A 13114-nucleotide genomic window follows, 5' to 3' on the forward strand; every position below is an offset into this window, starting at 1 on the left:
TGCTAAAAACAAAACGAACTGCCCCGCAGGAGGTGTGCAAGACCATGAAGAAGAATATCGATACAATCAACGCAAGGCTCTGCCGCCGCCGGGCACGGAGCTGTTAGCAAAGAACTTATCCGTCCGCTAAAATAAACCTTCCGGTATGAATGGAGGCTTGACTTTATGAATACCAATCAATATACCCAAAAGACCCTTGAGGCTTTGCAGACAGCCCAGCAGCTGGCTGTGGAGTACCAGCACAACGCGCTGGAGCCCGCCCACCTGCTGCACGCACTGGCTGCGCAGGAAAACGGCCTGATCCCTCAGCTGCTGCAAAAGCTGAACGTTGACCCCGGCAGCTTTGCCGCCGCCGTGGCGGAAAAGCTGTCCGCGCTGCCCCGGGTGTCCGGCTCCGGCCGTGACCCCGATAAGGTCTATATCTCGCAGGCCACCGATAAGGTACTCAGCGCTGCCGCCCGCGAAGCCAAGGCCATGAAGGACGACTTCATCAGTGTGGAGCACCTGTTCCTTGGCCTGCTGGACGAGCAGGACCAGACCACCAGTGAGCTGTTCCGCGCCTTTAACCTGAAAAAGGATGCCTTTTTACAGCAGCTTACCGCCGTGCGCGGCAACCAGCGGGTGACCACCGATAACCCGGAGGACACCTACAACGCCTTGCAGAAGTACGGTCAGGATCTGGTGGAGCTTGCCCGCAAGCAGAAGCTGGACCCCGTCATCGGCCGTGATCAGGAGATCCGCAATGTGATCCGTATCCTGTCCCGTAAGACCAAAAACAACCCCTGCCTGATCGGCGAGCCCGGCGTTGGTAAAACCGCCATCGCCGAGGGTCTGGCGCAGCGTATCGTGCGCGGCGATGTGCCCGAAAACCTGAAAGACCGCACCGTGTTCAGTCTGGACATGGGCGCTCTGGTGGCCGGTGCAAAGTACCGCGGCGAGTTCGAGGAGCGCTTGAAGAGCGTGCTGAACGAGGTGAAGAAGAGCGAGGGCAAGATCATCCTCTTCATTGATGAGCTGCACACCATCGTGGGTGCCGGTAAGACCGACGGTGCCATGGACGCAGGCAACCTGCTCAAGCCCATGCTGGCCCGGGGCGAGCTGCACTGCATCGGCGCGACCACGCTGGACGAGTACCGCCAGTATATTGAAAAAGACCCCGCACTGGAGCGCCGGTTCCAGCCGGTGCAGGTGGATGAGCCTACCGTAGAGGATACTATCTCCATTCTGCGCGGCTTGAAGGAGCGGTATGAGGTGTTCCACGGCGTAAAGATCAACGACAACGCCCTGATCGCCGCTGCTACCCTTTCCGACCGCTATATCACCGACCGCTTTCTGCCGGATAAGGCCATCGACCTTGTGGATGAAGCCTGCGCCATGATCAAGACCGAGATGGACAGTATGCCCAGCGAGATGGACGATCTGGCACACCGCATCACCCAGCTGCAGATCGAGCAGGTGAGCCTGAAAAAGGAGACCGATGCCCTGAGCCAGAGCCGTTTGAAGGATCTGGAAAAGGAGCTTGCCGAGTTGCAGGATAAGTTCCGCAGCATGAAGGCAAAGTGGGAGAACGAGAAGAACGCCATTGGCAAGGTGCAGACTCTGCGTGAGCAGATCGAGCAGACCAATGCCGCCATCGAAAAAGCCCAGCGCGAGTACGACCTGAACAAGGCCGCCGAGCTGAAATATGGCAAGCTGCCCCAGCTGCAAAAGCAGCTGGCCGAAGAGGAAAAGGTGGCTGCCGCCAAGAAGGAGGACAGCCTGCTGCGCGACCGCGTGACCGATGAGGAGATCGCCCGCATCGTGGCACGCTGGACCGGCATCCCGGTGGAGAAGCTGGTGGAGGGCGAACGCGAGAAGCTGCTGCATCTGGACGATGTGCTGCACCAGCGGGTCATCGGTCAGGACGAGGCTGTGACCAAGGTGAGCGAAGCTATCCTGCGCAGCCGCGCCGGTATCGCCAACCCCAACCGCCCCATCGGCAGCTTCCTGTTCCTCGGCCCCACCGGCGTGGGCAAGACCGAACTGGCCAAGGCGCTGGCACAGGCACTGTTTGACGATGAGCGCAACATGGTGCGTATCGACATGACCGAATATATGGAGAAGTTCAGCGTCAGCCGCCTGATCGGCGCGCCTCCGGGATATGTCGGTTATGAAGAGGGCGGCCAGCTGACCGAGGCTGTGCGCCGCAAACCTTACAGCGTGGTGCTGTTCGATGAGGTGGAAAAAGCCCACCCCGATGTGTTCAACATCCTGCTGCAGGTGCTGGACGATGGCCGCATCACGGACAGTCAGGGACGCACCGTGGACTTCAAGAACACGGTCATCATCCTGACCTCCAACCTTGGCAGTGACATCATCCTGAATGATCTGGAGCAGCGCCGTGCGCAGGGCTCCAACGAGCTGAGCGAGGACGCAAAGCACCAGATCGACCTGCTGCTCAAGAGCAAGTTCCGCCCCGAATTCCTGAACCGTCTGGACGAGATCGTCTACTACAAGAGCCTGACCAAGGACGAAATGCGCAAGATCGTGGATCTGCAGCTGCAGGATCTGCGCAGCCGCATGGAGGAGGGCAAGCACCTCAAGCTGGAGGTGACCACCGCCGCCAAGGACTTCATCATTGATTCTGCCTACGACAGCGTTTATGGTGCACGTCCCATCAAGCGCTTCATCCAGAGCCGCGTAGAGACCCTGATCGCCAAGGCCATCATCAAGGGCAGTTATGCCGAGGGCAACACCCTGACGGTGGATTATGACGGCAGCGCATTGGTTCTGCGCTAAACTTTACCGGTTTTGTACATGGAGTACAGGTCAAACGCTTGCACCTGTGTGCAGAATATGTTATTATAGAAAATAACATTGATGTGCTTTTCATCGCGGAAATGGCAACGATGGAAAGCACATTTTTGTATACGGAAAAGCCCGCGTGGCACGGTTGAAGCACAATGAAAATACAACGGGCAAATAAAACTAAATTTAAAACAGAAAGTTGAGTGTGATTTCCCTTTTTATGGACGATGGCAGTATGACGCTCTGGGTAGCGCTGGTAGTATTGGTGGCACTCTCTGCCTTTTTCTCCGCCTCCGAGACCGCATTTTCTTCCCTGAATCAGATCCGCCTGAAAAGCCGCGCCGAGGACGGCGATAACTCTGCCGCCCGGGTGCTGGCAATGGCTGAAAAATACGATAAGCTGCTTTCCACCATCCTTATCGGCAACAATATCGTGAACATTGCCGCAGCTTCCATCGGCACCATCATTTTCACCAAGATGCTGGGTGCAGAGCGTGGCGCTACGGTGTCCACCATGGTGCTGACCGTGGTGGTGCTGATCTTTGGCGAGGTGACCCCCAAGAGCCTTGCCAAGGAGATGCCGGAAACGGTAGCCACCGCAGTTGCACCGGTGCTCAGCCTGCTGATGCTGGTATTTACCCCGCTGACATGGCTGTTCAGCCAGTGGAAGCGCTTTCTGGGACACTTTGTCCACAGCACCGAGGAGGACACCATCACCGAGGGCGAGCTGATGACCATGGTCAGCGAAGCCGAGAATGACGGCGAGCTGACCGACCGGGAAAGCGAGCTGATCCGCAGCGCCATCGAGTTTGATGACGTGGAGGTGGAAGAGATCCTGACCCCCCGCGTGGATGTGATCGCGGTGGAGGACGATCTGCCGCTGGAAGAGGTGGCGCAGACCTTTGCCGAGTCCGGCTACTCCCGTCTGCCGGTGTACCACGACACCATTGATAACATCATTGGTGTGGTACATGAAAAGGACTTCTACATGGCACGCCTGAAAAAGGAGGTCAAGCTGGAGGATCTGGTCAAGCCCACCCTCTACACCACCGGTTCCACCCAGATCTCCCAGCTGCTGCGCACCCTGCGCGAGCAGCACCACCACATGGCTGTGGTGGTGGACGAGTACGGCGGCACCGAGGGTATCATCACGCTGGAGGACATTCTGGAGGAGCTGGTAGGCGAGATCTGGGATGAGCACGACGAGGTGACCGAGGACTTCCGCAAGCAGTCGGACGGCAGCTGGATCGTGCTGGGCAGCGCCGGTGTGGATGACCTGTACGAGCGGCTGGGACTGCCGGAGGACGAGGATATCGACTCCAACACGGTGAACGGTCTGGTGCAGGAAAAGACCTGCCGTCTGCCCAAGGTGGGCGACCGCTTTACGCTGGGCAGCTACGACGGCGTGGTCACCCGCACCGCCAAGCGCCGCGTGACCGAGGTGCGCTTGACCCCCGCAGAAAAGCCCGACTCCAAAAAGGACGAAGAGGAAAAAGGCCACTTTGGCAGAATGACCTCTAAATAAAACGGTATAAAACACAACACCCCCGGCACTGCAAAAGCAGCGCTGGGGGTGTATTTTTATGTGCTTTTACTTAGGCTGGCGGCCGATATAAGCCAGAATGCCGCCGTCGGCGTAGAGGATCTGGCCGTTCACAAAGTCGGATGCGTGACTGGCAAGGAACACGCAGGGGCCAACCATGTCCTCCGGGTCACCCCAGCGGCCTGCGGGGGTCTTGGCAACGATGAACTGGTCAAAGGGGTGGCGGCTGCCGTCCGGCTGGATCTCGCGCAGGGGAGCGGTCTGGGCGGTGGCAATGTAGCCGGGGCCCATGCCGTTGCACTGGATGTTGTACTCGCCGTACTCGGAGGCGATGTTCTTGGTCAGCATCTTCAATGCACCCTTGGCGGCGGCGTAGGCAGAGACGGTCTCGCGGCCCAGCTCGCTCATCATGGAGCAGATGTTGATGATCTTGCCCTCGCGCTTTTCCATCATGTCGGGCAGCACGGCCTTGGAGCAGTTGAAAGCACCGCCTACATGGACGTCGATCACACGCATAAAGTCGGCGTGGCTCATCTCGATCATGGGCACGCGCTTCATCAGGCCGGCGTTGTTCACCAGAATATCCACAGAGCCGACCTCGGCCTTGATCTTTGCCACCATGGCGTTCACGGCGTCCTCGTCGGAAACGTCTGCCACATAGCCGTGGGCGTCGATGCCGGCAGCCTTGTAGGCGGCCATGCCCTTTTCTAAGCTGGCCTCAGAGGAGCAGTTGAAGCAGATGACGGCGCCGCACTTGGCCATGCCCTCTGCGATGGAAAAACCGATGCCGTGGGCACCGCCGGTGATCAGGGCTACTTTGCCCTGCAGGTTGAATGCAGACAGATCCATGATGTTCTCCTTTTTTCACAGTATCCAAGTTAATTTTTTAGCAAAACGCCCCGTACCGGTTTCCCGGTACGGGGCGTTTGATTGGTGCTTTTTAGCGCAGGTCAGTGGTAGCGATGTTGTCCATGTCGTCAAACTCCATGTTCTCGCCGCCCATTGCCCAGATAAACGTATAGTTCGAGGTGCCTACGCCGCTGTGAATGCTCCAGGAGGGGCTGATGACAGCATCCTCGTTGTGCATCACGATGTGGCGGGTCTGGGTAGGCTCGCCGCACATATGGAACACCACCTGCCCCTCGGGCAGTTCAAAGTAGGTATAGATCTCCATGCGCCGCTCGTGGGTGTGGCTGGGCATCGTGTTCCAGTTGGAACCCGGTGCAAGCTCGGTCATACCCATGCTCAGCTGGCAGGTCTTGAGCACATCCGGGTGGATGAACTGGTTGATGGTGCGCTTGTTGCAGGTGTCCACGCTGCCCAGCGGGCGGTGGTTTGCATCAGCCATTTTGATCAGACGGGTCTGGTAAGCGCAGTGCGCCGGAGCAGAGACCATGTAGAACTTGGCGGGATGCTCCGGGTCGGCGGAAGCAAAGGTGACTTCCTTGGTGCCCTGCGTGATGTATAAGCAGTCCTTATAGCCCAGCTCGTACTTTACGCCGTCAGCCACCACGATGCCGGTGGAATCCTTGCCGATATTGAACATACCGATCTCGCGGCGCTCCAGGAAGTAGTGGGTGCCGAAGTTGGCCCAGATGTCGATGCCCTTGTCGATGGACACGGTCTCGTGCACCGGCATACAGCCCAGCGTGACCATACGGTCCACATGGCTGTAAACGGCCACCACTTCATCAGCCTTGTACAGGCCGGTGATCAGCATCTCGTCCCGCATTTCCTCGGTAGTATAGCGCTTGAAATCCTTCTGGTTGCAGGAATAACGGATATCCATAGCGGACTCCCTCCTGCTCTTAGCGCTGGATACGGCCGGAACCGTCGCCGCCGGCCAGCTTCTCGACCTCGGACACGGTCATCATGTTGTAGTCGCCCTCGATGGAGTGCTTCAGAGCGGAAGCTGCAACTGCGAACTCCACAGCCTCCTGAGTGCTCTTGCCGGTCAGCAGGCTGTAGATCAGGCCGCCGCCGAAGGAGTCGCCGCCGCCAACGCGGTCGATGATGTGCAGGTCGTACTTCTTGGAGAAGCAGTACTCGCCCGAAGCAACATCGTACAGCATAGCGCTCCAGCCGTTGTCGAATGCGCTGTGGCTCTCACGCAGGGTGATAGCGACCTTCTCGAAGTGGAACTTGTCAGCCAGCTGCTTGGCAACGCTCTTGTAGCCCTCAGCGTTCAGCTTGCCGCCGTAGATATCGGTAGCCTCGGCCTCGATGCCGAACACGTCCTTTGCGTCCTCCTCGTTGGAGATGCAGACGTCAACATACTGGCACAGATCGGTCATGGCAGCGCGGGCCTGCTCACGGGTCCACAGCTTGCCGCGGTAGTTCAGGTCGCAGCTGATCTTCACGCCATGAGCCTTAGCAGCCTTGCAGGCCTCGCGGCAGATCTCGACAACATTCTCGCCCAGAGCCGGGGTGATGCCGGTGAAGTGGAACCAATCCACGCCCTCGAAGATCTTATCCCAATCAAAGTCGGAGGGCTGAGCCAGCTGGATGGCGCTGTTGGCACGGTCGTAGATGCAGACGGAACCACGCTGAGAAGCGCCCTTCTCGTTGTAGTAGATGCCCACACGGTCACCGCCGCGGGTGATCATGCTGGTATCAACGCCGTAACGGCGCAGGCTGTTGACAGCGGCCTGACCGATTGCGTGTGCGGGGAGCTTGGTAACGAAAGCTGCGTCCAGACCGTAGTTGGCCAGAGAAACAGCAACGTTAGCCTCGCCGCCGCCGAAGGTAAACTCCAGGCTGTTGGCCTGAACGAAACGCTCGTAGTTGAAGGGCTGCAGACGGACCATCAGTTCGCCAAAAGTAACGACTTTCATTGGTTATTCTCCTTTATATCAGGTGTTTCATTCATCCCGCCGCAGGGCATACCCGCTGCGGTGGGGCTTTTACGGGTAAAAGGGGACAGGCGCTTATGCCTGCACCAGATGGAAGGCAAAGCCGGCGATCTCGTCTGCCATGTAGCAGGCAACGGTCTTGCCGTTCTTCACGTTCTTGCTGTCCAGATCGAACTTCACGCCGCGCTGAGACAGGTGGTAGATGGCGCGGTCCACGTTGTTGCAGCCGATGGCGATGTGGCCATTGGTGCCGCGGCCGGGCTTCTTCATGATCTCGAACTCCTTGTTGCCGACAAAGATGCTGGAGTTGCCGGGAGCGATCTTCATGTTCAGCATAGCGCCGATCAGGTTAGCCACCTTCATGGCCTCTTCCTCGTTATCGGTGTTGATGCCGACGTGCAGCAGCTTCAGGCCCAGCATGGTGTCAACAGCTTCCTTGCTCTGTGCGGTGATCTTTGCCCAGTCGCCGGCCTTGATCACGTCGCTCTTGCACATCCAGGTGCCGCCAACAGCGAAGATCTGGTCGTAGCCCAGATAATCATTGACGTTCTTGGCGTTGACGCCGCCGGTGCACATCCAGCGAGCGCCCTTCAGGGCAGCGCCGATGTTCTTCAGCATACCCACGCCGCCGTTTGCCTCGGCGGGGAAGAACTTCAGAGCCTCGCAGCCCATGTTCATGGCCTGCTGCATCTCGCCTGCGGAGCAGGTGCCGGGCATCATGATGCCGCCCTTGTCAATGACGTGCTTGCAGACCTCGGGGTCGAAGCCGGGAGCAACGATGAAGGAAGCACCGGCAGCCATAGCACGGTCAGCCTGCTCGCAGGTCAGAACGGTGCCGGCACCCAGCAGCATCTCGGGCATCTCCTCGTGGATCTTGCGGATGCACTCTTCAGCACAGGCAGTGCGGAAGGTGACCTCGGCTGCGGGCAGACCGCCCTCAGCCAGAGCCTTGCACAGGGGCAGGGCCTCATCAACGCTGTTAAAAGCGATAACAGGGATAATGCCGATCTGATAGACCTTTTCTACGATGGGATTCATAACGCATTTCTCCTTTTATATTTGAACTCTCTCGGTGCGTCGGGCTTGCTCCTGTGGGCGCAATACCCCCATACGCGCTTATGATACTAGTATAAACGAACAGCCCGTCTTTGGTAATACTCAACAAGCACAATGTTTGGCATAATAGCTTGTATACATTGCACAAAAATGACGAACGACCCGAAAAATCGGGGCAAAACCCGGTGAAAATGCTGTGAAATTGCTGTAAAAACTGGCTCAGATGCCAAGTGTTTCCAGTATCTCTGCCACGCCGTCGTGGTCGCAGTCGGCCTTGCTGACAAGGCGCGCCAGCGCCTGAATTTCCGGCATTCCGTTGGCCATTACAGCGGCGACCCCTGCCTTTTGCAGCATGGCGCGGTCGTTCTCACTGTCGCCCACCGCAAGGGTACTTTCGTGCGGGACGCCCAGCCGGTCTGCCAGCGCGCGCAGCGCTTCGCCCTTGTCCACACCGGCGGCGGTCACCTCCACATTTTTCGGCGACCCCTGCACGACCTCCACGCCCGGGACGGCGTAAAAGCGGGGCAAGGCAGCCGCAGCCTGCTGCGGGTCCTCAAAGAACACGCAGAGCTTTTCAATGGCAAAGGCGTTGCGGCTCATCCACTCGGCTGCGTCCCGCAGGATGGTAAAGCGTCCGTCATTGGGCTGGCGCGCTTCGGTGCTGTCCTTCTGCGCCGCCCGGGCAGCGGCCAGCGCAATGCTGTGGGCATCGGTGCAGGCGTATCCGTCCGAGAAAATGCGCAGGTCGGCGTGGAAGCTCTCGCAGACGGCAAAGGCTTCGCGGGCAGTCTCCACCGGCATCAGGCTGTGCAGCAGGCAGACCGGGGTGCTGGTGCGGTGCTCTTTCGCGTTGGAATAGCGGCTGTACACTGCGCCCACGGGGTCTGCGCCCAAGTCCCACACGGCGGCACCGTTGCAGGTGATAACGTAGCGGATGCCGGGCAGCTGCGCCACCTCCGGCGGCAGGCTGGCCAGCGGACGGCCGGTGGCGGGCACGATGTACACGCCCTTGTCCACGGCGGCCTGCAATGCGGCGCGGGTGCGGGGAGTGACGTGTCCCTCGCGGTTCAGCAGAGTGCCGTCCAGATCCAGTGCGACCAGACGGATGGCGGGAAATTGTTGTGGCATAGGGTACTCCTTTTATAATAAGATCCAGCTTGTTTTTATTGTATCGCAGGGGCGGCAATTGCGCAAGTGGACGGAATGTGCTATAATAGCACGTCAATTCACATAAAAAATAGGAGAAACGACATGAAGCTTAGCCAACTGCGCAGCCGGTGCCGCCCGCACCTGTGGTACCAGCTGTACTGGGTGGTGTACCTGATCTGGTTCTTCTGGCTGGATCTCACCGTTACCGCCCCGAAATATATCCTGCACAGTCCGCTGGACGATCTGATCCCCTTCAACGAGTGGTTCGTGCTCCCCTATTGCAGCTGGTTTTTGCTGCTGGCGGGGGTGACGGCGGCACTGTGGTGGTGCGATACCGCCAGCTACGATAAGCTTTGCCTGACCATGTTTTCCGGCATGACCTTCTGCCTGATCGTGTACATGATCCTGCCCAACGGGCTGGAGCTGCGTCCCGCTGTGGAGTCCCTTGGCCGGGATAACCCGGCGCTGCGGATCATGCAGCTGCTGTGGAAAGCGGACGCCGCCGTGAACGTCTGCCCCTCCATCCACTGCCAAAGCTCTGCCTGCATGGCAATGGCCTTCAGCCACAGTAAGCTGGCAGAGGGCAAGCCCCTGCGCAAGGCGCTGGCATGGGTTTGGGCGGCGCTGATCTGCCTGTCCACCGTGTTCACCAAGCAGCACTCGGTCATTGACGTGGCCTGCGGCTTGGCAGTGGCTTTTGTGTGGCTGCCGGTGGCGTACCGCCGGGTGCGGGCACTTCATTGAACAAAATAGCAAAAAATTGCCTTTGATTTTCGGTTGCTCCTGCTATTGACAGTTGCCCGGCAGTTGGGTAATATGGTCATATACTAATATATCACCAACTGACCCCGAAGGGAGAACACTGCAATGGCATCTTTGAGTGCGAGGGAACAGGCGTATCAGACCATCCGAAGCCGGATCATCACCATGGAGCTGAAGCCCGGCGACCCCCTGAACGACAGGGAGCTTGCGGAGCAGATGGGCATCAGCCGCACCCCCATGCGGGAAGCGCTGATCATGCTCAACATTGCCCACATGGTGGACATCAAGCCCCAGAGCGGCACCCATGTGGCTCCTATCGACCTGAAGCGGATGGAGCTGGAGCAGTTTGCCCGTTTTACCCTTGAAAAAGAGATCCTGAACCGGGTGCGCGGCCATCTGACCGACCAGCAGGAGCAGGAGTACCGGCAGATCATTGAGAACTACCGCCTGCTGGAGGCCGACCAGACCCAGCCGAACCGGGAGACCCGCCTGCTGGAGCTGGACAACCAGTTCCACCGCAAGGCGTTTGAGATCACCGGCATGGAAGCACATTTTGACCATATGCTCGGCGAGCTGCAGCACGTGGAGCGCATCCGCAAGTTCAGCCTGCAGACCAACGAGAACAAGTCCGTCTGCGATGCGCACACCCGCATTCTGGAAATGGTGCTGCACGGCACCGCCGAAGAGCTTGGCGAAGCGCTGGAAAGCCACCTGAACCGCTATAAGCTTTCGGTGGAGCAGGCCCGCAGCGTCCACCCGGAATACTTTACCGAGGGTTGATTGAAAAGCCCCTGTCTGCAAGGCGGACAGGGGCTTTTTTCATCCGGCATCCGGCAGGCATAAAAACAGCCCCGCAGACGGGGCGCAAGGAGACCAAAGCTATGTATGATCAGGCAAACCGTGATATCCATTGCCTGCGGCTCTCGCTGACCGAGAGCTGCAACCTGCGCTGCTGCTACTGCCGCCCGCAGGAGCCTGCCGCGCTGCCGCCGCAGGAGCTTACCGATGCAGAGCTGCTGCATCTGGTGCAGCTGTTTGCCGCCTGCGGCATCGATACCCTGCGGCTGACCGGCGGCGAGCCTTTGCTGCGCGCCGGCGTACCGCAGCTGACCGCCCGGCTCAAGGCTGTGCCCGGCATCCGCAAGGTGACCCTGACCACCAACGGCACTCTGCTGTCGGCGCAGCTGCCGGCGCTGAAGGAAGCCGGGCTGGACGGCATCAATCTGAGCCTGAACAGCCTGAGCTATACACGGAACAAGCGCATCTCCCGCCTTACGCCGCAGCAGCACGCCGCCGTGAAGCAGGCTTTTGAGGATGCCATGTTCTGCGGCATCCCGCTCAAGCTCAACTATATGGCGCTGCGGGGCTATAATGAGCAGGACTACCGCTGGCTCGTCCGGCGGTATGTCCGGTTTTTCCCCGTCCGGCTGCGGTTTCTGGAGCTGATGCCCGTGGGCTGCGCCCGGGAACTGCAGGAACTGGGCATCCCCAACAGCGAGATCCTGCAGCAGCTGCGGCAGGATTATCCCCGGCTGTACAGCCTGCCCCCGGCGCAGAGCGCCGCTTTTGGGGACGGGCCGGCGGTATACTACACAAACCCCGGCTGGGCGGGCAGTGTGGGCTTTATCAGCCCGGTGCACGGCAAAGAGCCTTTCTGCACCCGCTGCAACCGGGTGCGGCTGTCGGCCTCCGGTTTCCTGCGGCCCTGTCTGGCCAGCGAGGAAGGCGTAGAGCTGGGAAAAATGCTGCGCGGCGGCGCATCGGATGTGCAGCTGCTGGAAGCCATCCGGGCGGCTGTCCGCAGCAAGCCCCTGCAGCATCCCTTCCACCCGTGGGACTGCCTTGATATCCCGGTGACCCGGGATATGTACCGCATCGGGGGATGACGGTGTTGCCGGTCAATCTGTTTTGGTAGGACGGATAGTCACTTCGCCGCAGCGCAGCGCTTCGATGCGGCCGCCCTCCCGCTGCACCACCAGCCGCCCGGTGCCGTCGATAGAAAGCGCCTGTGCGGCGTAGGTCTCGGTGCCGGTGCACACGGTCACCCAGTGGCCGGGCACAAAGCAGCGGGCGCGGTACTCGTCCAGACATTCAAAACCCGGGCACAGCGCTAACAGCTCCCGCCCGATGGCACCCGCCAGCGCCGCCCGGCTTACCGGGGCAGGGCCGCCGGGGTATAAGCTGCCTGCTTTGGCGGTCAGCTCCGGGGGAAAGTCCTCAGCCGTGGCGGTCAGATTCAGCCCAATGCCCACCACCAGCCATTCCAGCTGGCCGCTTTCAAGGTCAGTACCGGCTTCGGTCAGGATGCCGCACACCTTTTTGCCCTTGTAATACAGGTCGTTCACCCACTTGATGGCAAGTTCCAGCCCGCACAGCGTCCGCACCGCCCGGCACACCGCCACCGCCGCGCCGATGGTGGCGGTCTGGGCGTTGGCGGCAGGCAGCGGCGGGCGCAGCACTACCGAACAGTACACCCCTTTGCCCGCCGGGCTGGCAAAGCTGCGTCCCAGCCGCCCGCGCCCGGCGGTCTGCCCGCCCGCCAGCACCAGCGTGCCGTGGGCAGCGCCTTCCAGCGCCAGCAGCTTTGCGGTGCGGTTGGTGCTTTCCAGCGTGTCGTACAGCTGCACCGGGGCAGGGTAGGGGCCTACCGCTTCGGCGCAGAAGGGGTCGCCGCCCAGCAGACGGTACCCCCGGCGGGAGACGGCTTCCAGCGCATAGCCCTGCGCGGTAAGCGCCGCCGCCGCCTTGTGCACGGCGGCGCGGCTGACCCCCAGCTGCTGCGCCAGCTGCTGGCCGGAAATATACGCGCCCTCGGCGGCGCTGAGCGCCTGTAAAAGCGCCTGACGGGTGGTAGAAGCCATGGCGTAAATCCTCCCTGTGTGCTATACTGCTATTGTACCATATCTGTGGGAGAAGAAAAAGTTTGAAAATATTTTAGTTTTTTGCAGGAACTGCCGCCGCTCCC

11 protein-coding genes are annotated in these 13114 nt (G+C 59.9%); 5 read left to right on the top strand and 6 right to left on the bottom strand.

Going from position 1 to position 13114, the window contains the following annotated elements:
* Positions 1–165 precede the first annotated feature (165 nt).
* Both clpB and C4N24_RS06530 read left to right on the top strand, forming a co-directional pair.
* On the top strand, positions 166–2778 hold the full coding sequence (clpB, locus tag C4N24_RS06525) for an ATP-dependent chaperone ClpB (protein WP_112090774.1): 2613 nt from the start codon (positions 166–168) through the stop codon (positions 2776–2778).
* A gap of 229 nt (positions 2779–3007) precedes the next feature.
* Entirely contained in the window at positions 3008–4312 is a 1305-nt protein-coding gene (locus C4N24_RS06530; protein WP_112090872.1) for an HlyC/CorC family transporter, read from the top strand.
* A gap of 66 nt (positions 4313–4378) precedes the next feature.
* On the opposite strand, the gene C4N24_RS06535 is transcribed toward C4N24_RS06530, so the two are convergent.
* The 5 genes from C4N24_RS06535 to C4N24_RS06555 form a co-directional block, all read right to left on the bottom strand.
* Entirely contained in the window at positions 4379–5179 is an 801-nt protein-coding gene (locus C4N24_RS06535) for a gluconate 5-dehydrogenase (RefSeq protein WP_112090775.1), read from the bottom strand.
* A 91-nt stretch (positions 5180–5270) separates the two neighbouring features.
* Positions 5271–6119 (bottom strand): 5-dehydro-4-deoxy-D-glucuronate isomerase, encoded by an 849-nt coding sequence (kduI, locus tag C4N24_RS06540; RefSeq protein ID WP_005921078.1) that lies wholly within the window; start codon positions 6117–6119, stop codon positions 5271–5273.
* A gap of 19 nt (positions 6120–6138) precedes the next feature.
* On the bottom strand, positions 6139–7164 hold the full coding sequence (locus tag C4N24_RS06545; protein WP_112090776.1) for a sugar kinase: 1026 nt from the start codon (positions 7162–7164) through the stop codon (positions 6139–6141).
* 93 nt (positions 7165–7257) lie between these two features.
* Entirely contained in the window at positions 7258–8220 is a 963-nt protein-coding gene (gene eda / locus C4N24_RS06550) for a bifunctional 4-hydroxy-2-oxoglutarate aldolase/2-dehydro-3-deoxy-phosphogluconate aldolase (protein ID WP_112090777.1), read from the bottom strand.
* A gap of 237 nt (positions 8221–8457) precedes the next feature.
* Positions 8458–9366 (bottom strand): Cof-type HAD-IIB family hydrolase, encoded by a 909-nt coding sequence (locus C4N24_RS06555; RefSeq protein WP_112090778.1) that lies wholly within the window; start codon positions 9364–9366, stop codon positions 8458–8460.
* A 123-nt stretch (positions 9367–9489) separates the two neighbouring features.
* On the opposite strand from C4N24_RS06555, the gene C4N24_RS06560 reads away from it, so the two are divergent.
* The 3 genes from C4N24_RS06560 (at position 9490) to C4N24_RS06570 (ending at position 12035) form a co-directional block, all read left to right on the top strand.
* Positions 9490–10131, top strand: a complete 642-nt coding sequence (locus C4N24_RS06560) for a phosphatase PAP2 family protein (RefSeq protein WP_112090779.1) — start codon at positions 9490–9492, stop codon at positions 10129–10131.
* A 123-nt stretch (positions 10132–10254) separates the two neighbouring features.
* Positions 10255–10929, top strand: coding sequence for a GntR family transcriptional regulator (locus C4N24_RS06565; RefSeq protein ID WP_112090780.1), 675 nt, complete (start codon positions 10255–10257; stop codon positions 10927–10929).
* Between the two features lie 101 nt (positions 10930–11030).
* Complete coding sequence (locus C4N24_RS06570) at positions 11031–12035, top strand: GTP 3',8-cyclase MoaA (RefSeq protein ID WP_112090781.1); 1005 nt, start codon at positions 11031–11033, stop codon at positions 12033–12035.
* Positions 12036–12047: 12 nt separating this feature from the next.
* On the opposite strand, the gene C4N24_RS06575 is transcribed toward C4N24_RS06570, so the two are convergent.
* Positions 12048–13010 (bottom strand): biotin--[acetyl-CoA-carboxylase] ligase, encoded by a 963-nt coding sequence (locus C4N24_RS06575; protein WP_112090782.1) that lies wholly within the window; start codon positions 13008–13010, stop codon positions 12048–12050.
* Positions 13011–13114: the final 104 nt, after the last annotated feature.

It is taken from the genome of Faecalibacterium prausnitzii (genome assembly GCF_003287405.1).
Taxonomy (GTDB): domain Bacteria; phylum Bacillota; class Clostridia; order Oscillospirales; family Ruminococcaceae; genus Faecalibacterium; species Faecalibacterium intestinale.